Below are 23,078 nucleotides of genomic sequence, written 5' to 3' on the forward strand. Positions count from 1 at the left end.
GGCGGGCCCCCGGGGGCCACCCCATTCCCCCCCCACATGCCCCCGTGCAATTCTCTTTTGTGGCGGGGGCCGGTGACGGCCTCACAAACTGCGTTGAGCGCTGTGAAGGAGGCCTTCACGGCTTACCCGGCCCGGCGCACCCGCCACAGCCAGGCGGTCAGCGCGACGGCGGCGACGCTGCAGCCGGTGAGCCAGGCGAAGGCCGTCCGGAACGCCGTCGCGGGACCGTAGGGCAGCGCCTTGGCCAGGACCACCGCGAACAACGCCGTCCCGACCGCGCCGCCGACCCGCATCACGATGTTGATCTGGGCCGTGACGTCGGGCAGTTGGGCGCGGGTCACCGCGGCGTAGGCGACCGTGCCGACCGGCATCATCAGGAACGCCGAGGCCATCCCCCGCAGCACCAGCAGAACCTGGACGAACACGCCGTCGGCCGGCAGGTCCGCCACCGCGAACGGCACCGTGACCGCGAGCGTGGCCACACTCCCCCACAGCGCCACGAGCCCGCCGCCGTACCGGTCGGTGAGCCGCCCGGCGAACGGCAGCGCGATCGCCGACCCGGCGCCGAGGCCGATCATCAGCAGCCCGGTGGTGACGACGTCGCTGCCGCCCAGCAGCTGGAAGTACAGCGGCAGCAGGAACATCCCGCCGAACATCGCGGGCCCGGCGAAGAACGTCGTCGCCGCGGCGACCGCGAACGTCCGGTTCCGGAACAGCCCGAGATCCAGCAGCGGGTGCTCACGACGTCGCGTGCGCACACAGAACGCCACGAGCAGGGCGATCCCGGCCAGCGCGGGGACGGACACGCGGGGCGCCGTGAGCGTCCCGGTCTCGCCCCACGCCGTCGCCGCGTAGATCACCGCGGGAATCCCGGTGCCGACCAGCAGGTAGCCGACGCCGTCCGGCCGGTGCGCGGTCCCGCGCTCGCCCCTCGGCACATACCGCAGACCGAGCAGGATCCCGGCCACCCCGATCGGCAGGTTGATCAGGAACAGCCACGGCCAGCTCAGCGAGTGCAGGATCAGGCCGCCGGTGAGCGGGCCGATCGCCGGGCCGAGGCTCACGACGATGCCCAGCGTGGCCATCACCCTGCCCAGCCGCGCCGGCCCGGCGACCTCGCCGAGCACGGTCTGGCCCGCGGGCAGCATCAGCCCGGCCGCGAGTCCCTGCACCACCCGCAACGCGATGAGCCAGCCGATGTTCCCGGCGAGCGCGCACAGTCCCGACGCGACGGTGAACGCCACCAGCGACAGCAGCCACAGCCGTCCGGCGCCGAACCGGCGGCTGAGCCAGCCGCACACCGGCAGCGACACCGCGAGCGCGATCAGGTAGGCGGTGAACACCCACTGGACCGCGCCGAGCCCGGTGCCGAGATCGCGGACGAGGGTGTCGACGCCGACGTTGACCACGGTGGTGTCGAGCATGCCGGCGAAGGCGCCGAACACGATCACCCAGCAGATCCGCCACAACCGCGGCGTCATCGCCGGTATTTCTTCCGCCGTCACGACCACGGCGTTCTCCTTCCCCCTCGGTGTTTTCCGGTGCCGACGCTAAAACTTCAAGTACCCTTCAAGTCAACCGCCGGCCACAGGAGGAGCCCGCATGCCCGAGGAGATCCGCGAACCGTGGGGCGTCTGGGCTCCGGCGAGCCCCGCCGAGGCCGCGGAGCTGTTCCGCGCGGGCGGAGTCCCGTGGTGGATCGCCGGTGGTTACGCGCTCGAACTGTTCGCCGGACGGCGACTGCGCGAGCACGGCGATCTCGACGTGCTCGTCCTGCGCCGCGACCAGCTCGCCGTCCAGACCGTGCTCGGCGGCTGGCAGTGGTGGGCGGCCGACCCGCCCGGCGTCCTGCGCCCGTGGCGGCCGGGCGAGATCCTGCCCGCGGCCGTGCACGACGTCTGGTGCCGCCCCGACGCCACGAGTCCGTGGCGGATCCAGATCATGCTCGACGAAAACGACGGCGACGACTGGGTTTCGCGGCGAAATCCCCGGTTACGCCGCCGAATCGGTGAGATCGGACTGCGCGACAGCCTGCCCTACCTCACACCGGAGATTCAACTCTTTTACAAGGCCGCGCACCCGCGTCCCAAGGACGAAACGGATTTCGCCGCCGTGCTCCCGCTGCTCGACGACGTCCGGCGTCGCTGGCTCGACGACGCCATCGCGACGACCTACGGCGAGACGCACCCGTGGCGCTCAGCTCTTCGCACCGCTCGCCGGGGCGGTCGCGACGGCCTCGCCGCCGAACCGGATCCCCTTGGCCTCCTTGCCGAGCGCGGTCAGCACCACCACCAGGAGCAGCGTCGGCACGACCGTCCACAGTAGAGCGGCGGAATAGCCGTGGGACTCGGCGATGGCCTGCTGGATCGGCAGGTTCAGCGCGGCGAGCAGATTGCCCAGCTGATAGGTGACCCCGGGATAGAACCCGCGGATCGCGTCCGGGGACATCTCGGTCAGATGGGCGGGGATCACGCCCCACGCGCCCTGGACCATGATCTGCATCAGGAACGAGCCGAGCGCGAGCATCCCGGCGCCGTGGTCGAACGCGAAGATCGGCACGATCGGCAGTGCCAGCAGCGAGGTGAGCACGATGGTGCGGCGCCTGCCGAGCCGTTCGGACAGGGCGCCGAAGGTCACCCCGCCGATGATCGCGCCGATGTTGTACAGCACCGCGATCCACGTGCTGGTCGACGCGGCCAGCCCGGCGCCGCCGTGTTCGTGTGCCTTGAGGAAGCCGGGGTAGACGTCCTGCGTGCCGTGGCTCATCCAGTTGAACGCGGTCATCAGCAGGATGAGGTAGAAGAACCGGCGGATCACCTTCGGGTCGAGCAGGATGTCCTTCACCGACGTGCGCGTCACGCGCAGCTTCTCCCGCGTGGCCTCCCACACCTCCGATTCCCGCACCCGCGCCCGGATCAGCAGGCTGATCAGCGCGGGCAGGATGCTCAGCACGAAGATCCACCGCCAGTGCAGGTCCAGCGCCGAATGGAACAGCAGATAGGCGAGCGCGGCGAGCAGATAGCCGAACGAGTAACCCACCTGGAGCAGTCCCGAGAAGAATCCGCGCCGTGCCACCGGGATCTTCTCCATCGCCAGCGCCGCGCCGAGCCCCCATTCGCCGCCCATGCCGACGCCGTAGACGAACCGCAGGAGCAGCAGCACGGTGTAGTTGGGCGCGATCGCGCACAGCACCCCGGCGACGGAGTAGAGGAGCACGTCCACGATGAGCGGGACGCGGCGGCCGACCCGATCGGCCCACAGCCCGAACAGCAGCGCCCCGACCGGCCGCATCACCAGTGTCGCGGTGGTGATGAACGCGAGCTGGGTCGCGCTCGCGCCGAACGAGCGGTCCTTCGCGATGTCGGCCAGCACGAACACGACCAGGAAGTAGTCGAAGGAATCCATGCTCCAGCCGAGCAGGGCGGCGAGGAAGGAGTTGCGCTGATCCGGGGTCAACGGCCGCCGGGAGGTCTCCGTCTTCGCCACGCCAGGCCCCCGTTCGCCGCCGGTTCCTCCCGGCCTGGTCTACACCGGTCGCGAGCCAGGGGCAAGATCTTGCCGATCACCGGAAATACCGGTAGGACAAGGCAAATCCGTCACAACGGGACGCGCGTGCGCACCCGGCGGCCGACGTCGCGCGCCCACGCGCGGATGCGGTCCCAGTCCCGGAAGTCGCCCGCCATGCGGCCGGAGGACAGCAGCCGCGCCACGATCCCGCGTGCCCTGCCGGGATCGAGGCGGCCGCCGAACGTCGCCGTGCGCTCGGCGTCGATCCGGGCGGCGAGCAGCGCGACCCGCGCGGGCAGGCTGACCCTGGCGGTGCTCGCGCCGGGCCCGCACGGCCCGCTGTGGAACAACCACACCGGGCGCCGGGTGAGCGCCTCGACGTTGTGCTCCAGCAGCCGCACCGCCTCGGGACGCCAGCGGTGGAAATACAGCGCGCTGCCGAGCACGACCGCCGAGTACTCCTCCACCCCGGTGACGTCCGCGGCGTCCCGCACCCGCGCGTCGAGGCCGTGCTCGCGCAGCACGACGGCGATCACCTCGGCGATTTCCCGGGTGCCGCCGGTCTTGCCGGCGTAGGCGACGAGGACCGCGGTCATACTCACAGTGTCCCTCGTGTGGTGCGTCCGCGCGTGCCCCACACGAGTCAATCCGCCGATCGGACGCCCGGAATCAGCCGGGCGGGACGAACGCCGGCCGCTGCGCCGGATCCGGTTCGTCGTAGTAGCGGTGGAACACTACTGTCTGTCCACCGGACAACGGCGGGACGATCCAGCTCCAGTCGGCCCGGCAGCGGCGGCCCGCGCGTTCCTCCCGCGCGAGGTGGTCGAGGAACCGCCGCGACTCGGTGTGGTGGTCGGCGACGGTGACCCCGGCCTCGTCGAACGAGTACTGGACCGCCAGTGTCAGTTCCACCAGGGCCCGGTCCCGCCACAACGTGCGTTCCGACGCGGTGGACAGGCCCATCAGCTTCGCGATCGCGGGCAGCAGGTCGTAGCGGCCGGCGTCGGCGAGGTTACGCGCGCCGACCTCGGTGCCCAGGTACCAGCCGTTGAACGGGGCGGCCGGGTAGCGGACGCCCCCGATGACCAGCGGCATGTCGCTGATCGCGGGCACCGCGTGCCAGCGCAGGCCCAGGTTCGCGAACCACGCGTGGTCGGGATGCCGCAACGGCACCTCCAGCACCGCGTCCCGCGGCAAGGTGAACAGCCGTGGTTCGCCGGGCGCCGATTCGACGAGCAGCGGCAGGACGTCGAACGCGCCCCGGCGCCGGGGCGGGCGCCAGCCGCGTGCGCGGACCCGCTCGGTGAACGCCGTGTAGCGCGGGTCGCCGAGCACCGAACCGTCGTCGAGTTCGTACCCGGCGTAGCGGATCAGCTGCTCGTTGTGGATCCGCGGGCCCGGCGCGGCCGGGGTGTCGGGGGCGAACACGGTCACGGTGGGCCGGATCCGCCCGCCGCGGGTGGCCTCGCGCAGGTGGAGTACGCATTCCCGGGCGATCGCGGCCGCGCTCGAGACGTCCCGCCGGTCCCGGATCCGCAGCCCGCGCCAGTACAGCCTGCCGATGCAGCGGGCCGCGTTGCGCCAGGCGACCCTGGCGCCGAACGTCAGCTCGGCCGTGGTGTGCCGGTAGGTCCCGGTCCGCTCGATCTCGGCGCGGATCCGGGCCAGCCTGCGCGCCGGCCGCTCGCCGGAGCACACCCCTTCGGCCTGGCACTGCCGGACGAATTCCTCCGCCTCGGCGAATTCCACGGCGCGTTCGCCGTTTTTCTCCCGCCGGCCGGTCACCTGTTCCGTTGTCACCCGCATGGACGCCGTCGTCGTCACACCCGACCACTCTCCGAATCCGAGAACCCTTGTCGTACTGGGGAAATCCGGCCAGACGGCGAAGAGTACCCCGCGACCGGACGGAACAGCACTCCGCCGAACGCGGTCACCACGAATTGTCGTTGAGCCGAATACACCCCGGCGAAAAACAATCACTTTTCCACGCCGGGAGGCGGTGATTCCCCGCTCGTGATCCGGTTCACCTTTCCGGCGGCGCCCGGCGGGCCTCGAGCGGCCCAGCGCCGTGCGCGGCTAAAGTCGTCGGCACGGTGACGGCGACGCGAAAGGACGGCCGGTGAGTACGAAGCGGATCCCCGTGGTCCTCGTCGCCGGTTTTCTCGGCGCGGGCAAGACGACCCTGCTCAACCATCTGCTCGCCAACCGCCAGGGCGTGCGGATCGGCGTAGTGGTCAACGACTTCGGCAGTGTCAACGTCGACGCGCTCGCGGTCGCCGGGCAGGTCGACACCATGGTCTCGCTCGGCAACGGCTGCCTGTGCTGCGCCGTCGACGCGAGCGGGCTCGACGCGATGCTCGGGCGGCTTTCCGACGCCGAGGCCGGGATCGACGTCATCGTGGTCGAGGCCAGCGGGATCGCCGAGCCGCGGGACCTGATCCGGCTGATGATCGCCAGCGAGAACCCCGGCATCCGCTACGGCGGGCTGGTCGAGGTCGTGGACGCCGCCGAGTTCGAGGCCGCCCGCGAACGGCATCCCGAACTCGCCGAGCACCTGCGCGTCGCCGATCTGGTGGTGCTCAACAAGGCCGACCGCGTCGAGGCCGGCGAACTGGCCAAGGTGACCGGCACCGTCGAGGAACTGGCGCCGCGGATCCCGGTCCTGACCACCTCGCACGGGCGCGTCGACCCGACCCTGTTCTTCGACCCCGGACCCCGCGAACGCGCCGGGCAGCTGTCGTTCGACGACCTGCGCGCGATGGACGCGCACGAGCACGGCGACGACCATTCCGAGCACCTGCACGCGGCGTACCAGAGCGTCACGTTCACCAGCGAGCAACCGCTGGCGCCGCGGAAGTTCATCGAGTTCCTGGAACGGCGTCCCGCCGGGATCTACCGCATCAAGGGCCACCTCGACTTCGGGCCGAACGGCACCCGGTCGCGGTTCGGGCTGCACACCGTCGGCGCTTTCGTGCAGTTCGACCGCTCCGGCTGGCCCGCGGATCGCCCGCGCCGCACCGAACTCGTGCTCATCGGGTCCGGAATGGACACCGGGACCGTCCACTCCGCACTCACCGAATGCCGGGCGGAGGACGCGGACGCCGTCGACGAGCGCGGCATGCTGCACGTCCTGCGCTACGTCGAAGAATCCGCCTGAGCCGTCAAGCCTGACACGCCGAAGCGGGGCAAACGCGCGGAAATCCGGAGTCCACGACGGACACTGGGACGCGGCGAACGATGTACGAGTCGAACCGGCCTCCCCGGAGGAGTTCCATGGCGAGTACCCGAACCCCGATCACCGGCACGCCCCGCTGGTACCTCGTCGGCGCGCTGCCCGACGAGCACCCGGTCGCACACCTGATGACCCGGTCCGAGGACCTGCGCTACCGGCGTTCGGCCTGCGGCGACCGCGAATCCCGCAGCTGGACACCGGTGGATCTCACCGAGTCCGACGTGGCCCCGTGCCCCGCCTGCGTGTCGGCCCTGCCCGCTCCCCCGGCGTGCACGCGCGGGCAGGCCGGGCAGCTCTCGTTCGACCTGCCGCTCGGTTAGTCCTTCTTCGCGCGGCTCGGCGCCACACGCGGCGGTTCGTTGGGCTGCTTGGGATACACCGGCGGCCACGGCGCGTCCATCAGGCCGTCGGCCATATCCTTGCGCGACATCTCCAGCAACGGTTCGATCGACTGTGGACGGTCCCCGGCGCCCGCCCACGGATCGCCGCGTCCGGCCACGCGTGCGGGCACGGTGCTCAGCGTCAGCTCGTCCGGCGCGACGGTGTCCAGTTCATCCCAGCCGATCGGCGTCGACACCTGCCCGCCGGTCCTCGGCCGCACGCACCACGCGCCGAAGACCGTCTTGTGCGGCGCGTTCTGGTTGAAGTCGACGAACACCCGCGCGCCGCGTTCCTCCTTCCACCACTGGGCGGTGATCCGCTCCGGATGGCGGCGCTCCAGCGCGCGGGCGAGCGCGACGGCGGCGGCCCGCACCTCGTAGCTGTCCCAGCGCGGTTCGAGCATGACGTAGAGGTGCAGACCACGCGAACCGGACGTCTTGATCCGCGCCTCGATCCCCAGCTCGTCGAGGAACTCCCTGGTCAGCCCGGCTGCCTCGCGCAGCTGCTCGAAGCCGATGCCCGGCGACGGGTCGAGGTCGACGCGCAGTTCGTCGGTCACCTCCGGCGTGCTCGCGCGGAACGGCCAGACGTGGAAACCGAGGCAGCCCAGGTTGACCGCCCAGAGGATGTGCGCCAGGTCCTTCGCGACCAGCGCGTCGCTCGTCGTGCCGTTCGGCGTCGACACGACCGTGGTGCTCAACCAGGGCGGCGCGCCCTTCGGCACACGCTTCTGGAACCAGTTCTTGCCGCCCGCGCCGTCCGGATAGCGCTCCAGCAGCAGCGGGCGGTCGCGGAGCCGGTCGAGCAGCGGGCCCGCGACGGCCTGGTAGTAGCGGACGAGGTCGAGCTTCGTCTCGCCGCGCTGCGGGAAGTACACCTTGTCCGGACTGGTGATCTTCACCTCGACGCCGTCGACGTCGAGCATCATCGCGTCACTCACCGCGTGCCTCCCCGAACAATTTCGCCAGCTCGGCGGGCGGCGCCTCGTCCAGCTGGGCGTAGGTACACGACCCGGGTTCGCGATCCGGCCGGAACCGGACCAGCCGCCCGCCGTGCCGGAACCGGCCGCCCTGCAGGTGTTCGTAGCGCACTTCGGCCACCCACTCGGGCCGCAGCGGCTCCCAGGACAGATCCTTCTGCGGCGCCCACCGGCTCATCGCGCCGGGCTTGCGGCCGGGGTCCGGTTCGTATTCGGCCCAGGTGCGCCAGGGGTGGCCTTCGAGCGCGTTCTCCCGCAACGGTTTCAGCTCGTCGACCAGCTCACGGCGCCGCGCCGCGGTGAAACTGCTGGCGACGCCGACGTGGTGCAGTGTGCCCGCGTCGTCGAACAGGCCCAGCAGCAGTGAACCGACGCTCTCGCCGTCCTTGTGCCAGCGGAACCCGGCCACCACGCAGTCCGCCGTGCGCTCGTGCTTGACCTTCCACATGACACGTTTGTCCTGCTCGTACGGCAGGTCGGCGGGTTTGGCCATCACGCCGTCGAACCCCGCGCCCTCGAAGCGGGTGAACCAGTCCTGCGCGAGATCGGGGTCGTCGGTGAGCGGGGTGAGGTGCACCCGCTGCAGCTCGCCGTCCGGATCGTGGGCGAGGACGCCTTCCAGCGCGCGGCGGCGTTCGCGGAACGGCTCCCCGGTCAGGTCCCGGTCCCCGAGCGCCAGCAGGTCGAACGCGATGAAACTCGCCGGGGTCTCGGCGGCCAGCTTCCGCACCCGCGACGCGGCCGGATGCAGCCGCAGCTGCAACGCCTCGAAGTCCAGCCCGCCCGGCGTCACCAGGACGACCTCGCCGTCGACGACGCAGCGGGGCGGGAGCGCGGCGGCCAGCAGCTCCACCAGCTCCGGGAAGTACCGCGTGAGCGGCCGGTCGTTGCGGGACCCCAGCTCGATCTCGTCGCCGTCCCGGAACACGACGCAGCGGAAACCGTCCCATTTGGGCTCGTAGCTGAGCCCGGCCGCGCGAGGCACCTCGTGCACGGCCTTGGCCAGCATCGGCCGCACCGGCGGCATGACGGGCAGATCCACGCCCCGATCCTAAGCCGCCGCACGCCCGTGCGCTGGGACTTCCGCTCCCGGCCGCGCTCGGAGGTGGCGGCCTCGCGGCCGTGAAGGCCTCCTTACCGGCGTTGAGCGCCGTGAAGGGGTCCTTCACGACGTGGGTTGCACGCGCGGGGCGGCCGTGGTGTGACAAGGGCGCCCCTCGGCGCGCGGCACCCGAGCCCCGCGTCGCGAACGCTCCGTTCGAGACGTTGAGCGTCCCTTACGCGTCGTTCGGGACACGCTGAAGGAATGAACGGAAGATTCAGGACACCCCGAGGTCCCCTACCCGACACAGTACGGACGGGGACCGACGGAAACCGGCCAGCCCGCTCCGCGGCACCCGAGCCGCCCCGCGACACGTACTCCCGGGGACGTGCCGTTAAGGAGTCCTTAACGGCATCCGGGCGCGAGGAGAAGGGGCGCGTTAGAGGTCGGCGAGGACTAGGCCGCTGCGGGGTTTCGGGGTGAAGTAGGTGGCTTTGCGGGGCATCCGGCGGTTGGCGGCGTGCACGGCGAGGACGTCGGCGAAGGGCACCGGGGCCAGCAACAGCACGACGTCGGCGTCCGGTGGTACCGGGCGTCCCGCGGGCAGCGGCCGGACCGAGGGGCCGTCCGGGTCCACGCCCAGCGCCTCGCGGATCAGCACCCGCTCGACGACGTCGTGGTCGATCACCGGCCCCGCCCCGCCGGGCACCGGCAACGTCACCCGCACCGCCGTCCCGCCCCCGGCCGCCACCACGGCACCGGAGGACGACGGCGCGGCCCCGTCCGACGGATGGACGTCGAGACCGGCCGCACGCCACCGCGCGGCCAGCGCCGCCACGTCGAGACCGGTGCCGGCGAGCACCCGGTGGATCGCGCCGATCTCCAGCCGCGGCCCGGCGGTCACCAGCGCGAGCAACGCGCCCCGGCCGGCCTCCCTCGCCGCGGCGACCCGGTGGTTGCCGTCCGCCACCAGCAGATCCGCGGCGTCGATCGAGGCCAGCAGATACTCCTGCACCGCACCGCCGGGCACGACCCACAGCTCGTGCCGCCGGCCCGTCTGGTCCGAAGTGGACAGACGAGGCGAGCCGAGCGACGCGCACGCCCACTCCACCCGCGCGGTCAGCTCGGCACCGCCCGAGGCCGGGACCAGCATGGCCGCGCTGGTCGCACAGCCGAGCCCGGCGAGCATCGCGGCCCGTTCCGCCACGACCTCGGGGTAGACCTCCTCGGTGTGCCGGACCCTCGCCAGCCCGTCCGCGCCCACCTCCGCCGGATCCACCAGGCACAGCACCCCCGCCGCGGCCCCGTCCGGCCCCTCGATCCGGTACAGCGCCACGAAATCGGACATCGGCACGTAGTGTTCGGCGATCAGCCGCTTCAGCGCCGCCCGCGCCACGGGAAGGGCCTCCGCCACGGTGTGCCCGTGCGCCAGCGCGGGCGGGGTCCGCGCCGGGTGCTGGACCGCCAGCAGCGTGTCCCCCGCCGCGTCCGGCCCGGCGAGCGCGGCGACCACCCGGTCCGGTTCGGCGAATTCGTCGACGTCCGGACCGGGCACCCCGTCCCGCACGACCCAGCCCCGCCCGATCGCCCGCACCCAAGTAAGCATCCCTCCATCTTGGCGACGCGACCGGAGCCCTGCCGATAAATCAGTGCCGCCAACCGGGTGTCCCATGGAATGCTTGCTTAGCCAAAGTAGTTAGTCCAGCCATGGCCACTCCGAGGAGCGCATCGCCGATGACCACCGAGGCCCCTGCCACCAGGAAGGCGGTCGGTCTCCGTTCGGAGCGCGGCCCCGTCCTCGCCTCCGTCATGCTGAGCACCGGTCTCGTCGCGCTGGACAGCACCATCATCGCCACCGCGGTCCCGTCGGTGGTCAGCGACCTCGGCGGGTTCTCCCAGTTCCCCTGGCTGTTCTCGATCTACCTCCTCACCCAGGCCGTCACCGTCCCGCTCTACGGCAAGTTCGCCGACGTGCTGGGCCGCCGTCCGGTGATGTTCTTCGGCATCGCGACGTTCCTGCTCGGCTCCGTGCTGTGCGGCGCCGCGTGGAGCATGCCGGTGCTCATCGCCGCCCGCGCGGTGCAGGGCATCGGCGCCGGCGCGGTCCAGCCGATGAGCATGACCATCGTCGGCGACCTCTACACCGTCGAGGAACGCGCCAGGGTGCAGGGCTACGTGGCCGGCGTCTGGGCCGTCGCCTCCGTGGTCGGGCCGACGCTGGGCGGGGTGTTCGCCGAGTACCTCGACTGGCGCTGGATCTTCTTCATCAACCTGCCGCTCGGCGCCGCCGCGGCGTGGATGCTGTACCGGAACTTCACCGAGAAGGTGGAACGCCGCGAGCGCCGCATCGACTACCCCGGCGCCGCGCTGCTGACCGCCGCCTGCTCCCTGATCATCCTCGGCCTGCTCGAAGGCGGCGTCGCGTGGGGCTGGGCCTCGGTCCCGAGCCTGGCGATCTTCGGCGCCGGGATCGTGCTGCTCGCCGTGTTCGTCCTGGTCGAACGCCGCGCCGCCGAACCCGTGCTGCCGCTGTGGGTGTTCACCCGCCGCACCCTCATCGGCGGCAACCTCGTCGCCGTGGTCGTCGGCGCGGTCATGATGGGGCTCAGCTCCTACCTGCCGACCTACGCCGAGGGCGTGCTCGGCAAGGGCGCGCTCGTCGCCGGGTTCGCGCTCGCCGCGCTCACCATCGGCTGGCCGATCGCCGCGTCGCTGTCCGGCCGGATCTACATGCGCATCGGCTTCCGCGACACCGCGCTGATCGGCAGCGTCTTCGTCATCGCGGGCGTCGTCCTGACGACCCTCCTCGACGCGGATTCGTCGATCTGGCTGGCCGCGGGCTCCGCGTTCGTGCTCGGCATCGGGCTCGGCCTCTGCTCAAGCCCGACCGTCGTCGCCGTGCAGTCCACCGTCGGCTGGGACCGCCGCGGAGTGGTGACCGCGACGAACATGTTCAGCCGCTCACTGGGCAGCGCGGTCGGCGCGGCGGTGTTCGGCGCGATCGCCAACGCCACCCTCGCTTCGCGCTTCGCCCATCCGCCCGCCGACGTCGCCGGGCACCTGCCGTCCAGTGTGGACGCCACGAGCCTGGTACTGGGCGGCCACGCCGGGAACTCCCCCGCAGCCGGGTACGTCCGCGGCGCGCTCGCCGACGCGACCCACCACGTGTTCCTCGCGCTCGTCGCCGTCGGTGCACTGATCGTGTTCGCGCTGCTGCTGATGCCGCGACGCACCAAGCAGCTCACCTTCGACGAGCGGCACTAGTATCGCGCCTGGCGATACACAGGGCAGGACGTATACCCGACGACGTTTCCGAAAACAATGGCGCGCACGAAACACTGTCTCCGCACAGCCAGGTTGTGGACGCCGGACTCGTCTCCCTTGAATCCGCGACGAACTCGGATCTAGCGTCACCAAGGACACGCATCGCGTGTCTTTGGTGAGACCATCGGAGGATTCACGATGAAGTTCGTTCGCCTTGTGCAGAAGGTCCTGCCTGCCAGGAGCCTCAAGTTCTACGCTGTGTACTACTGATGTGACCTGCGGGAACCGTTCGGGTGGCGCCTGCGGGACGCCGCCCGAACTGAAACTCTCGCGGGCCGCCCCGTGAGGGCCGACGGTGGATATCAGGGCAACCCGGAGGTGATCATGCCGTACCGCAAGCCAGGTGACGGCAGCGAACTTCCGGAGTCGAAAGAGGACCTCGACACCAAGCCCGCCAACCACAACACCAGTTACGAGACACCCCTTGGCCCGCGCCGCACCATGCGGGTCACGCAGCCATACCAGGCGGCGTTTCCCCAAACAATGGCCCGCACACATATTGCCCCAATGTCACTAATTTTTTTGACAATACTCCCATTCCCGTTGAATTCGCGCCGAACCCGGAGCTAATCTCGGTCCGGGCACGTGATCGCGTGTCCGCCGCGGAGAGCATCGGAGGATTCCCGGTGAAGTTCGTCCGTCTCGTGAAGAAGGTCCTGCCCGCCAAGAGCCTCAAGTCCTACGCTTGGTACGGCTGGATCTGACCCGCAGGAACCCGTTCGGGGCGGCGGCGTGCTCGCCGCCCCGAACGTCGAGGAGGACACGCGGTGACCATTCCCGTTGACCGGAACAAAACGCGAAAAGTCGTTTTCGCGCCGCGATTGCAAGACCTTTTCGACCGTTTCCGGGGAGAATCCTTCTTCCGGCTGGAATCGGACACCGTGGGGGTCGCCGGCGCCGAACTGATGGATTCCGTACTCCGCGCCCGGCCCGCCGGAGCGGAGGAGCGGCCGACCTTCAAACCGGTGCTGGGCCGCCCCGTGACCCGGCCCGAGTCCGCCGCGCTGATGCGCGCGGTGGGCGCCGATGTCCGCGCGGCGCTCAAGAAGCCCCTCGGCGAGCCCGACCTCACCGGCGGCTGGCCGCACGTACCGCACAACTACCTGCACGATCTCGTCTTCGGGCGCGAACGGCTGCGTTTCCGCGTGCTCGTCGACCGTCGCCTGGAGCTCACGCCGAAGCTCACCTGGTCGGCCGTCGCGGCGGGCGCCGCGTTGTTCGGCCGCCCCGCTCCCGAGGTGGCGCTGTCCACCTTGGCCCGAATGGTGCTCGAGGCCGGCACTTTCGCCGAACGCCGCTTCGCGATGTACCTCTACCGTCGCGTCGCGGGCCCGGTCTGCTTCACCGTCGCGGCCCTGGTCACCAACGCCATGTGGCTCGGCGCTCCGTTCGACGACGACACCCCCTCCGAGCACGTCCTGCACGAGACGCTCCGGCTGCTCCCGCCGTCGTGGAACATCCTGCGCACACGCTCACCCGAGTTCGCCGAGGCCGACCCGCGCATCGGGCCGGACGACGACGTGCTGCTCCTGACCCTGCTGAGCCATCGCGACCCGGCGCACTGGGAGGCACCGGACGAGTACCGGCCGTCCCGCTGGCGCACCCTCGACCCCGACAGCCACCCCGGCTACCTCCCGTTCGGCCACGTCAGCGAACGCTGCTGGGGCCGCCACCTGGTCCTCCCGCTCGCGGCCCGCCTCCTCGACCTCGCCCGCCGGGACAACCTCACCGTCGACCCGCGGCAAACCCGCGGCCGGGTCCACCTCGACGGGCTGCTGGAGGTGTCGGACGTGCGCGTGGTCCGGCCCTGACCGCCTAGTTCTGCAGCGGCGCCAGCTCGGTCAGGAAGTCGTCGAGGAAGTACCGGTAGTCGCCGGAGTACCCGGGCCGGATGACGAACTTCGTGATCCCGGCCTCGATATGCCGCTCGATCAGCCGCCGCGCGTCGGCGAAACTCGTCGGCACCAGCTCGGCCGGATCGGTGCCGGGACGGCGGCGCGCGGCCACCTCCGTCAGCTCGTCCGGCCTGCCCTTGGCCGCCACGACCATGCTGAGCCCGAAGTGGTCCTCCTCGATCTCCCGGCCCGCTTCGGCGGCGGCCTCCTGGATCGCCAGGCGCGCGGCCAGCGCCTGCTCGGGGGTGTGGAAACTGCCCAGCCACCCGTCGGCGAGCCTGCCCGCGCGCCGCAGCGCTGCGGGTGCGGTACCGCCGAGCCACACATCCAGTCGTTTGGCCGGACGCGGTCCTAGCCGGACGCCGTCGACCTGGAAGAACTCCCCCGAGAACGTCACCTCGTCCTGCTCCAGCAACGCCCGGAGCAGCGTCAGCGATTCGTCGAACACCGCCGCGCGGCGGCCGGCGGGCACCGGGAAGAGGTCGTGCTCGGACGGTCGCGCCGGGCGCAGGCCGAACACCGGCAGCACCCGCTTCGGCGCGAGCCCGGCCAGCGTGAGCAGCTGCTTCGCGACCAGGACGGGATGGCGGCCGGGCAGGATCGCGACCCCGGTGCCGACCTTGAGCCTGCTCGTGCGGGCCAGCGCGTGGGTCATCCCGATCAGCGGATCGACCTCGGGCGAGTAGATCAGCTCGGACAGCCAGAGCGAATCGACCCCGGCCTTCTCCAGCACCTCCGCCAGCCCGGCGAACCCCTCCGGTCCGGTGCCCGCCGCGGGCGCGACCCCCAGCCTGATCTTCAGCTCCGCCACGTCGCAGGCTCCTTTCGCGATGCCGCGACCCTCGCGGCCCCCGCACGGTGCAACGCGCCACGCCGGACGGAATTCCGCGCGCGCCTTCGGCACAATGGGCGAGACGTTTCGGGACAGGGGGACGAAGATGACGGCTGCCGCCGACAGCGCGAAGTGGCTGCGCCGGTACGTGCCCGCGCCGGAGGCCGGGACCCGCCTGGTGTGCTTCCCGCACGCCGGTGGGGTGGCGCGGTTCTACCGGGGCATGGCGATGACGCTGGCCCCGTCGGCCGAGGTCCTCGCGGTGCAGTATCCCGGCAGGCAGGACCGGTTCTCCGAACCGCTGATCCCGGACGTGCCGGGCATGGCGGAGCGCATCGCCGACGTCCTCGCCGCCGAACTGGACGCACCGCCCGCGCTCTTCGGCCACAGCATGGGCGCGAGCGTCGCGTTCGAGACCGCGCGGCTGCTCGACAAGCGCGGGCTCGGGGTGGCGGCGCTGTTCGTGTCCGGCAGGCGAGCACCCCGCCTTCCGTTGAACGGGCGGAAGTTCGACAACGACGAGGACCTCATCGCGGCCGCGAAGGCGCTCGGCGGCCCCGATCCCGAGGTGCTCGACCACCCCGAGATCCTGCAGCTCGTGCTGCCCGCGCTGCGCAACGACTGGCACGCCGCGATGACCTACGTCTACCAGGAGGGGCCCGGCCTCACCTGCCCGCTCGTCGCGCTGACCGGCGACGCCGACCCGCACGTCGACGTCGATCTCCTCGACCGCTGGGGCGAGCACACGACCGGGCCGTTCACCCGGCACGTCTACCCTGGTGACCACTTCTACCTCGCGAAGCACGAAGCCACGGTGTGCGGCGTGATCACCTCGACCCTCGGGTCGCTCGCGCGGTAGCTCAGGCGGTCGCGTCGATGACGCGGGTGAGCGCGGTGTGCAGCGCCTCCAGCTCACCGACCTCCATGCCGAGCGTTTCCACCACGCGGTAAGGAATTTTCTCCGCTTCCTTGCGGAGTTCGCGCCCCTTCGCGGTGAGTTCGACGGTCAGCTGCCGCTCGTCGGAACGGCTCCGGCCCCGCGTGACGTACCCGATCGCCTCCAGCCGCTTCAGCAGCGGTGACAGCGTCGCCGGCTCGGCCCGCAGCGTCGTGCCCAGTTCCTTGACCGAACGCGGCTCCCGCTCCCACAACGCGAGCATCACGAGGTACTGCGGGTGGGTCAGGCCGTAGGGCTCCAGCAGCGGCCGGTAGATGGCGATGACGCTGCGCGACGCCACCGACAGCGCGAAACACACCTGCCGGTCCAGCTTCAGCGGGTCCTCACCCAGGTCGATCTCCGCCACCACGTACCTCTCGGTTCTCGTCTTCGGTGTTGCGGCCCCACCCTACCGTGGTTCTGGCAACACTAATGATTAGTGTGCTAACTATTAGCGTATTATGAAACCGTCGCGAGAGGAGGATCCCGATGGATCGGCCACGACCGAGCGTGTTCCGCTGGTTCTGGTACGCGGTGGGCGGCCGCCTGCCCGAGCAGTACGCGCCCTGGGTGCTGCACGACATCACCGGCCCGCACTGGAAGGCGCGTCACGTGGCCCGCAGCACGGTCGGGATCGCCCCGCTGTGCCTGGTGTGGCTCCTGCTGCCGGGTTCGCTCACGCTCCGGCTTTCGCTGGTGCTGATGGCCGCGCTCGTCGCGTACTTCTATTCCTGCGCCTACATGGAGGAAAGCGCCGAGCACCGGCTCACCAAGCACGGCTTCCCGCACGGCACCGGCCGACGGCGGCGAGCCGAACTCGCCGAGGCCGCCGACGCCGAAGCGAAGGCCCGCTACGTCGCCCGCTACCGGCAGGGCTGAAAGCAGCGGCGGCTAGAGTCGGCACACGATGAGACGCAAGCTCCGCCCGCCGCTGCCGCCCCGCCACGGGCTGGACCCGGCCCGGCTCAAACTGCCCGACGAGGGCCCGTGGCGGACACTGCTGGAGCACCTCGTCGAACGGCTGCCCCGGCTCGAACCGGACCGCATCGAGCAGATGCTGCGCGAGGAACGGATCTTCGGGCAGGACGGGCCGCTCGGCGTCGACACGCCGTTCGCCCCCGGCACGTTCATCTGGTTCCACCGCGACCTGCCCGACGAGGTCCCGGTGCCCTTCGACGTCACCGTCGTGCACCGCGACGAGCATCTGCTGGTGGTCGACAAACCGCATTTCCTCGCGACCATCCCGCGCGGACGGCACATCCTGGAGACCGCGCTCGTGCGGCTGCGCCGTGAACTCGGCCTCCCTCAGCTGAGCCCCGCCCACCGGCTGGACCGGGTCACCGCGGGCCTGGTGATGTTCGTGATCACCCCGGAGACCCGCGGCGCGTACCAGACGCTGTTCCGGGATCGCAAGGTACGCAAGGAATACGAGGCGATCGCACCGCACGATCCCGCGCTGCGCCTGCCGGCGACCGTCCGCAGCCGGATCGTCAAGGAACGCGGAGTCCTTGCCGCGCAAGAGATTCCGGGCGAGCCGAACGCCGAGACCTACATCGAACTGCTGGAGCACCGAGACGGGCTCGGCCGGTACCGGCTGACGCCCGCGACCGGCCGTACCCACCAGCTCCGGGTGCACATGAACGGTCTCGGCGTCCCGATCCTCGGCGACACGTTCTACCCGGACCTCACCGAAACACCGCTCGACGATTTCACTCGACCGTTGCAGCTACTGGCGAAAACGCTCGAATTCGACGATCCGGTGAGCGGGAAACCCCGCCGCTTCAGCAGCGGCCTCGCACTGCGCGCGTGGACGTCGCTCGAGGAATGGGCGGCGCCACCGTCGTGACCGGCGGCGCCGCCCGCGCTTCCCTCGCTCGCCTCACTTGTGCCAGAACCTGATGTTGCTCCACTCCGCGGTGATCGGACCCGCGCCGCTCGCCGTGCGGTAGGTGCCGAACTTGTCGTAGTAGCTGCCGTCCGGGCTGTCCACGGTCTGTTTCAGCGAGCCGTTGATGTACACCTGATGGTTCTTGCCCACCTGGTTGATCGTGTTGACCCGCACGGACGTGCCGACCGTGGCACCACTGGCGATCGTGTCCCCGCCGTGCACGGCGTAGAGCCTGCCGCCCTTTTCCACGGCCAGCATGAAATACGGGCCCGCGGTGGGGGCGTCGCGGAAGGTCTGTTTGAGACTGATCCGCGAACCACCCATGCTGGTGATCTTGAAGTAACCCTCGAACTGGTGCGTGCCGCCGGTGTAGGTCGCGTACCGGCGTTCGGCGCGCTGATCGCCGCTGGTGTCCGAACAGGTCAGAGAGAACGTCGAGCCGGAAGCCTTGCCACAGCCCCGTTGCTGGGTGCTGTAGGACGGCGAATCGGCGATCCAGCCGCCCCCGCCGACCTGGGCCGACGCCGCGGGGGCGCCCACCGCCAGACCACCGATCACCGCCATGAGAACCCCGCCTGCGCGAAGCCTTTTGCGCACGTGCCAACCTCCTGGACGACTCAGGGCGGCGGGTTTGTGGTCAAGGGTCCAGACCATTCACGGACGGGACCCGGGAGCAGACTGTACGAGACGCACGGCACGCCGACAAGGGGCCGGACGGCTTCTTTCGCTTAACCCCAGTGCCTTTCGCCGGCACCCGGACCCGTAGGGGGAGAGTTCAGGGCGAAGCCGGGGATGTCCCGCAGTGACACCGGCGGACGACGGGGCCACCGTGAGAAGTCCGAAGCGTGGTCACCGCGGCATGGGGAGCCGGCGTGAGCGTGGATGTGCCCGAACAGGCCGGCGTGGCGCCGCGCCAGTACTCCCGGGCAGCGGTGCTGGCGGTGTGGGCCGCGGCGGCGGTGCCGATGGGCCTGCTCGCCTGGGTGGTCGCGCCCGCGCTGGCCGGATCCGGTTCCGGGGACCGGCACACGATCCCGGCACTGGTGGCCGCGCTGACGGCGGGCCTGGTCTGGCAATGCGTCCTCGTCGTGGTGCTGGTCGCCGTCGAGCAGCGCAGCCTGCGCTGGCGGGTGGTCCGGGAAGCACTGTGGCTGCGCGCGCCGACGGACACCGCGGGGCGCCGCGGCGGCCGGATGTGGTGGTGGGTACCGGTGTTCGTGGCGGGATATGCGGTGCTGCAACTGCTTCCGCTCGGCTTTCCCGCACCGGCCGGGCACGATCTGAACGCCCTGCTCACCTCCCCCGGCGGCCGGGAGGTCCTGAGCGGGAACTGGGGATTGTTCGCCCTCGTGGTCGTCATGCTGCTGTTCACCACCGTCCTCGGCGAGGAACTGCTGTTCCGCGGCCTGTTGCTGCCCCGGATGCGCGGAGCGTTCGGCAGGGCGGACTGGATCGTCAACGGGATCCTCACCGGCCTCTACCACCTGCACCAGCCGTGGTCGATCCCGCGCAGTCTCCTCGCGCACACGCTCCTGTTCGCCTACCCCACCCGGCGATTCCGCAGTGCCTGGCTGGGCATCGCGGTCCACTCCGCGTCCAGCGTCGTCATCGCCGCGCTGTTCCTCACTCTGGTTCTTCGCTGACGGAACTTCGCATCAGTGGCGAGATGCGCGGAGACCGTCGACGAGGATCGACAGCAACCGCGGCCCTCGCGCGTCGAGTTCGGCGTCGTCCAGCCGCGACAGCCAGCTGATGAGCACGATGATGTCGCGGGCTTCGGCGTCGGCGCGGACACTGCCGTCCGAGCGGCCCGCCGCCAGCAGCAGTTCCACCGCCTCCCCGATCGGGCCGAGGCTGTGGGCGGCCAGGTCATGCCAGGTCGACGCCTCGACGGCGGCGAACACGTCGCGCTTGACCCGGGCGTAGGCGGCCACCCGGTCGAACCACGCCGCCAGCGCGTCCAGCGGCCGGTGCGTGTCCAGCAGCCGCGGAGCCGCGGCGACCAGCTCTTCCACCTCACCGCGATACACCTCGGCGAGCAGGTCCTCACGGGTCGGGAAGTGCCGGTACAGCGTGCCCTGCCCGATGCCGCAGGCCTTCGCGACCGCGTTGAGCTTCAGCTCTCCCGGCTCACGCACGAGATCGCGTGCCGCGCGCAGGATCCGTTCACGGTTGCGCTGCGCGTCGGCACGTCGCGTCCCACTGCTCTCGACGGAAGCGGACATGTGTCCGCTAAGCTGGTCGGGGAAACCGGACATGTGTCCATTCTAACCGGAGGCACCTCATGACCATCCATGGCAAGGTCGTCGCCATCACCGGCGCCAGCAGCGGAATCGGCGAAGCGACAGCCCGCCACCTCGCCTCGCTCGGCGCCGCCGTCGTCCTCGGCGCCCGCCGCACCGACCGGCTGGACCGGCTCGCCGGCGAGATCGAAGCCACCGGCGGAGAGGCGGCCGCCACGCGCGTGGACGTCACCGAGCCGGCCGACCTGCAGTCGCTCGTCACCCTCGCCGTCGAGCGCTTCGGCCGCCTGGACGTCTTGGTGGGCAACGCCGGGATCAGCCGGATCGGCCCCGTCGCCGACCTGGACGTCGAAGGCTGGTCGGCGATGGTCGACGTGAACGTCAAAGGGATTCTGCACGGGATCGCCGCCGCCCTGCCGGTGTTCCGCCGCCAGGGCAGCGGTCACCTCGTCACCGTCGTCTCGACCGCCGGGCTGAAGATCGTCCCCACCCAGGCGGTCTACGCCGGGACGAAGAACGCGGTCCGCACGCTCCTGGAGGGCCTGCGCCAGGAGAGCACCGACGGCGTCCTGCGGACGACGTCGATCTCCCCGGGCTACGTCCGCACCGAACTCGTCGACAACGCCGTCGACGATCCGGCCGTGCGCGAGCAGGCCAGGAAGAACATGGCCGACCTCGGTATCGAGCCCGCGGCGGTGGCGCGGGCGATCGCGTTCGCGATCGACCAGCCCGACGACGTCGAAATCGGAGACCTGACCATCCGGCCCACCCGCCAGAGCTGAGCAATCCGCGCCGATCGAACATACATTCGATTCGTCGGTTACAGTGAGGCCATGGCCCACCCGCTCCAGACGTCCCTGTTCGACGAGCCCGGCCCGATCACCCTCGGGCCGCTGGCCCCCGCACGCCGCACCACGCTCGGCCGCGGCGCGTGGATCGACGTGCTGCCCGGCTGGCTGACCGGTGCCGAGCAGCTCTTCGACCGGCTGGCCGAGGACGTGCCGTGGCAGGCGGAACGACGCCGGATGTACGACCGCGTCGTGGCGGTGCCGCGTCTGCTGTGCTTCTACGGCGAACAGGCGCCGCTCCCCCACCCGATCCTGGCCGAGGCGAGGGACACGCTGTCCGCGCACTACGCGGACGAACTCGGCGAACCGTTCCGCACCGCAGGGCTCTGCTACTACCGCGACGGCCGGGACAGCGTCGCCTGGCACGGGGACGACCTCGGCCGCGGCCGCACCGAGGACACCATGGTCGCGATCGTGTCGGTCGGCGCGCCGCGGCAGCTCGCGCTGCGGCCGCGCGGTGGCGGCGAAACGCACCGGTACGCGCTCGGGCACGGCGATCTGATCGTGATGGGCGGCTCGTGCCAGCGCACCTGGGAACACGCCATCCCGAAGACCGCGAAGACGGCCGGGCCGCGCATCAGCGTCCAGTTCCGCCCGCGCGGCGTGCGGTAGCCCGCCGGGTCAGTCCACCAGAACCGGGAGCGCGTCGAGGCCGTAGACGATCGACACCTTCCGGAACGCGAGCTGGTCCGGCTCCACCGCCAGGCGCAGGTTCGGGAACCGCCGGATCAGCGCGGGATACGCGGCCCGCAGCTCCATCCGGCCCAGCTCGGCGCCGACACACCGGTGAATGCCGTAGCCGAACGCGAGGTGCGAAGACGGGTCACGGGCCGCGTCGAAGCTCTCCATGCCGGCGCCGAGCGCGGCGTCGCGGTTGGCGCCGGACAGCGACACGATCACGATGTCGCCCTCGCTGACGGAGACCCCGCCGATCTCCATGTCCTCCTTGGCGAAGCGCGGGAAAGCCATCTGCACCACGGTCAGGTACCGCAGCAGTTCCTCGACGAACCGGTGCACCGCGTCGTCGTCCCCGCGCACCGCGGCCATCGCGCCCTCGTCGCGCAGCAGCACGAGCGCACCGAGCGCGAGCATGCTGGCGGTCGTCTCCAGGCCGCCGGTCAGCACGCCGTCGGCGAGCCCGGCCAGCTCGCGGTCGTCGATCTCGTCGCCGTGCTCCTTGATCAGCATGCCGAGCAGGCCGTCGCCCGGCTGCTCACGCTGCTTCTTGACGATCTCGAGCAGGTAGGTCAGCGACTCCGAGATCGCGCCGAGCGAGGCGCCTGCGCCGCCGAACAGGTCGAACCGGGCGGTGCTCAGCCGCTGGAAGTCCGCCCTGTCCTCATAGGACACTCCGAGCAGCTCGCAGATGGTCAGCGACGGGATCGGCAGCGCGAACGACGTCCACAGGTCGACCGGGCCCTCGGCGGCCGCCATCGCGTCGAGCTGCTCGGTGATGATCTCGTCGATGCGCGGGGTCAGCCGCGACAGCCGCCGCATGGTGAACTCCGGCGTGAGCAGCTTCCGCAGCCGCGTGTGCACCGGCGGATCGGCGAAGCCGAGGCCGCCGGGGTTCTGGTCCTCGGTGACCCCGGCGTTCCCGACGAGGTTGGTGAAGTCGCTGCTGAAGCCGTTCGCCTTGCCGAGGACGGCCTTCGCCTCCTCGTACCCGGTCACCAGCCAGGCGTTCATCCCGAACGGCAGGTCGAGCTTGCTGATCGGCGCCTCGGCCCGCTTGGCGCCGAGCTCGGGCACCGGGTCGAGGCCCTCCCGCTTCAACGGCATCAGCGCCGCGTCGGGCAGGAAGGCCATCTTCGACAGGTCGAAGCCCTTCTTCTGTTGGCGCGCAAGGTAACGACGCCCCACCCAGCCGAGGACACGCGTGCGGAGACTCCCCATGGACCCGACACTACCCCACTAGCCCGTACGGCCTACGAGGCCCGTCGCCCTGGCCAGCGCCCCGGTGGACCACA

At 70.9% G+C, this 23,078-nt stretch carries 23 protein-coding genes and 2 pseudogenes; 13 read left to right on the forward strand and 12 right to left on the reverse strand.

The annotated features are described in order from the left end of the window. Positions 1-122: 122 nt before the first annotated feature. A complete protein-coding gene (locus tag ACFWX1_RS09850) occupies positions 123-1,511 on the reverse strand; it encodes an MDR family MFS transporter (protein ID WP_378385738.1) in 1,389 nt (462 codons plus the stop codon). 91 nt (positions 1,512-1,602) lie between these two features. Between ACFWX1_RS09850 and ACFWX1_RS09855 the strand changes: the two are divergent. Then, a pseudogene (locus ACFWX1_RS09855) lies at positions 1,603-1,797 on the forward strand (nucleotidyltransferase domain-containing protein); the annotation flags it as partial. 399 nt (positions 1,798-2,196) lie between these two features. On the opposite strand, the gene ACFWX1_RS09860 reads toward ACFWX1_RS09855, so the two are convergent. From ACFWX1_RS09860 to ACFWX1_RS09870, 3 genes are all read right to left on the reverse strand, one after another. Then, the gene (locus tag ACFWX1_RS09860) at positions 2,197-3,405 is read right to left on the reverse strand and encodes an MFS transporter (RefSeq protein WP_378385788.1); all 1,209 of its coding nucleotides are present in this window, start codon (positions 3,403-3,405) and stop codon (positions 2,197-2,199) included. Between the two features lie 191 nt (positions 3,406-3,596). Then, positions 3,597-4,103: a flavodoxin domain-containing protein gene (locus ACFWX1_RS09865; RefSeq protein ID WP_378385740.1), complete on the reverse strand. Its 507-nt coding sequence runs from the start codon at positions 4,101-4,103 to the stop codon at positions 3,597-3,599. 73 nt (positions 4,104-4,176) lie between these two features. Next, complete coding sequence (locus ACFWX1_RS09870; RefSeq protein WP_378385789.1) at positions 4,177-5,313, reverse strand: nitric oxide synthase oxygenase; 1,137 nt, start codon at positions 5,311-5,313, stop codon at positions 4,177-4,179. Positions 5,314-5,626: 313 nt separating this feature from the next. Here ACFWX1_RS09870 and ACFWX1_RS09875 point away from each other — a divergent pair, with 313 nt between their 5' ends. Then, complete coding sequence (locus tag ACFWX1_RS09875; protein WP_378385742.1) at positions 5,627-6,664, forward strand: CobW family GTP-binding protein; 1,038 nt, start codon at positions 5,627-5,629, stop codon at positions 6,662-6,664. A 116-nt stretch (positions 6,665-6,780) separates the two neighbouring features. Then, positions 6,781-7,059 (forward strand): hypothetical protein, encoded by a 279-nt coding sequence (locus ACFWX1_RS09880; protein WP_378385744.1) that lies wholly within the window; start codon positions 6,781-6,783, stop codon positions 7,057-7,059. Here the strand turns inward: ACFWX1_RS09880 and ligD are convergent. The 3 genes from ligD to ACFWX1_RS09895 form a co-directional block, all read right to left on the reverse strand. Further along, the gene (gene ligD / locus ACFWX1_RS09885; protein WP_378385746.1) at positions 7,056-8,060 is read right to left on the reverse strand and encodes a non-homologous end-joining DNA ligase; all 1,005 of its coding nucleotides are present in this window, start codon (positions 8,058-8,060) and stop codon (positions 7,056-7,058) included. The two genes, ACFWX1_RS09880 and ligD, sit on opposite strands and share 4 nt — an antisense overlap. Further along, a complete protein-coding gene (locus tag ACFWX1_RS09890) occupies positions 8,053-9,141 on the reverse strand; it encodes an ATP-dependent DNA ligase (protein ID WP_378385748.1) in 1,089 nt (362 codons plus the stop codon). Before ACFWX1_RS09890 ends, ligD begins: the two co-directional genes overlap by 8 nt. 439 nt (positions 9,142-9,580) lie before the next feature. Beyond that, positions 9,581-10,747, reverse strand: a complete 1,167-nt coding sequence (locus ACFWX1_RS09895; protein ID WP_378385750.1) for a DUF1015 family protein — start codon at positions 10,745-10,747, stop codon at positions 9,581-9,583. A 128-nt stretch (positions 10,748-10,875) separates the two neighbouring features. Between ACFWX1_RS09895 and ACFWX1_RS09900 the strand changes: the two genes are divergently transcribed. The 4 genes and pseudogenes from ACFWX1_RS09900 to ACFWX1_RS09915 all read left to right on the forward strand — a co-directional run bounded on the left by ACFWX1_RS09900 (position 10,876) and on the right by ACFWX1_RS09915 (position 14,276). Further along, positions 10,876-12,405 carry an MDR family MFS transporter gene (locus tag ACFWX1_RS09900; RefSeq protein ID WP_378385752.1) on the forward strand — a complete coding sequence of 510 codons (1,530 nt, stop codon included), beginning with the start codon at positions 10,876-10,878 and terminating at the stop codon, positions 12,403-12,405. Positions 12,406-12,726: 321 nt separating this feature from the next. Then, a pseudogene (locus tag ACFWX1_RS09905) lies at positions 12,727-12,853 on the forward strand (IS5/IS1182 family transposase); the annotation flags it as partial. A gap of 205 nt (positions 12,854-13,058) precedes the next feature. Further along, positions 13,059-13,169: a tryptorubin family RiPP precursor gene (locus ACFWX1_RS09910; protein WP_378385754.1), complete on the forward strand. Its 111-nt coding sequence runs from the start codon at positions 13,059-13,061 to the stop codon at positions 13,167-13,169. A gap of 63 nt (positions 13,170-13,232) precedes the next feature. Next, positions 13,233-14,276, forward strand: coding sequence for a cytochrome P450 (locus ACFWX1_RS09915; protein ID WP_378385756.1), 1,044 nt, complete (start codon positions 13,233-13,235; stop codon positions 14,274-14,276). Positions 14,277-14,280: 4 nt separating this feature from the next. Here the strand turns inward: ACFWX1_RS09915 and ACFWX1_RS09920 are convergent, their stop codons facing one another. Next, the gene (locus ACFWX1_RS09920) at positions 14,281-15,162 is read right to left on the reverse strand and encodes a TIGR03854 family LLM class F420-dependent oxidoreductase (protein WP_378385790.1); all 882 of its coding nucleotides are present in this window, start codon (positions 15,160-15,162) and stop codon (positions 14,281-14,283) included. A gap of 136 nt (positions 15,163-15,298) precedes the next feature. On the opposite strand from ACFWX1_RS09920, the gene ACFWX1_RS09925 reads away from it, so the two are divergent. Further along, positions 15,299-16,051: a thioesterase II family protein gene (locus ACFWX1_RS09925; RefSeq protein ID WP_378385758.1), complete on the forward strand. Its 753-nt coding sequence runs from the start codon at positions 15,299-15,301 to the stop codon at positions 16,049-16,051. A 1-nt stretch (position 16,052) separates the two neighbouring features. Here ACFWX1_RS09925 and ACFWX1_RS09930 read toward each other — a convergent pair whose 3' ends face one another. Next, entirely contained in the window at positions 16,053-16,496 is a 444-nt protein-coding gene (locus ACFWX1_RS09930; protein ID WP_378385760.1) for a MarR family winged helix-turn-helix transcriptional regulator, read from the reverse strand. Between the two features lie 122 nt (positions 16,497-16,618). Here ACFWX1_RS09930 and ACFWX1_RS09935 point away from each other — a divergent pair, with 122 nt between their 5' ends. Next, the gene (locus tag ACFWX1_RS09935; RefSeq protein ID WP_378385762.1) at positions 16,619-17,008 is read left to right on the forward strand and encodes a DUF5313 domain-containing protein; all 390 of its coding nucleotides are present in this window, start codon (positions 16,619-16,621) and stop codon (positions 17,006-17,008) included. Positions 17,009-17,036: 28 nt separating this feature from the next. Beyond that, on the forward strand, positions 17,037-17,975 hold the full coding sequence (locus ACFWX1_RS09940) for an RluA family pseudouridine synthase (protein ID WP_378385764.1): 939 nt from the start codon (positions 17,037-17,039) through the stop codon (positions 17,973-17,975). Positions 17,976-18,008: 33 nt separating this feature from the next. On the opposite strand, the gene ACFWX1_RS09945 is transcribed toward ACFWX1_RS09940, so the two are convergent. Further along, positions 18,009-18,581 carry a hypothetical protein gene (locus tag ACFWX1_RS09945; RefSeq protein WP_378338501.1) on the reverse strand — a complete coding sequence of 191 codons (573 nt, stop codon included), beginning with the start codon at positions 18,579-18,581 and terminating at the stop codon, positions 18,009-18,011. Positions 18,582-18,889: 308 nt separating this feature from the next. Between ACFWX1_RS09945 and ACFWX1_RS09950 the strand changes: the two genes are divergently transcribed. After that, the gene (locus ACFWX1_RS09950) at positions 18,890-19,660 is read left to right on the forward strand and encodes a CPBP family intramembrane glutamic endopeptidase (RefSeq protein WP_378385766.1); all 771 of its coding nucleotides are present in this window, start codon (positions 18,890-18,892) and stop codon (positions 19,658-19,660) included. Between the two features lie 12 nt (positions 19,661-19,672). On the opposite strand, the gene ACFWX1_RS09955 is transcribed toward ACFWX1_RS09950, so the two are convergent. Then, the gene (locus ACFWX1_RS09955) at positions 19,673-20,242 is read right to left on the reverse strand and encodes a TetR/AcrR family transcriptional regulator (protein ID WP_378385768.1); all 570 of its coding nucleotides are present in this window, start codon (positions 20,240-20,242) and stop codon (positions 19,673-19,675) included. A gap of 59 nt (positions 20,243-20,301) precedes the next feature. Here ACFWX1_RS09955 and ACFWX1_RS09960 point away from each other — a divergent pair, with 59 nt between their 5' ends. Together ACFWX1_RS09960 and ACFWX1_RS09965 are read left to right on the forward strand one after the other, a co-directional pair. Then, a complete protein-coding gene (locus tag ACFWX1_RS09960) occupies positions 20,302-21,042 on the forward strand; it encodes an SDR family oxidoreductase (protein ID WP_378385770.1) in 741 nt (246 codons plus the stop codon). Positions 21,043-21,093: 51 nt separating this feature from the next. Continuing rightward, positions 21,094-21,720: an alpha-ketoglutarate-dependent dioxygenase AlkB family protein gene (locus ACFWX1_RS09965; RefSeq protein WP_378385771.1), complete on the forward strand. Its 627-nt coding sequence runs from the start codon at positions 21,094-21,096 to the stop codon at positions 21,718-21,720. 9 nt (positions 21,721-21,729) lie between these two features. Here the strand turns inward: ACFWX1_RS09965 and ACFWX1_RS09970 are convergent, their stop codons facing one another. Continuing rightward, positions 21,730-23,004 (reverse strand): cytochrome P450, encoded by a 1,275-nt coding sequence (locus ACFWX1_RS09970; protein ID WP_378385772.1) that lies wholly within the window; start codon positions 23,002-23,004, stop codon positions 21,730-21,732. Positions 23,005-23,078: the final 74 nt, after the last annotated feature.

Source organism: Amycolatopsis sp. NPDC059021 (genome assembly GCF_042739895.1).
Taxonomy (GTDB): Bacteria; Actinomycetota; Actinomycetes; order Mycobacteriales; family Pseudonocardiaceae; genus Amycolatopsis.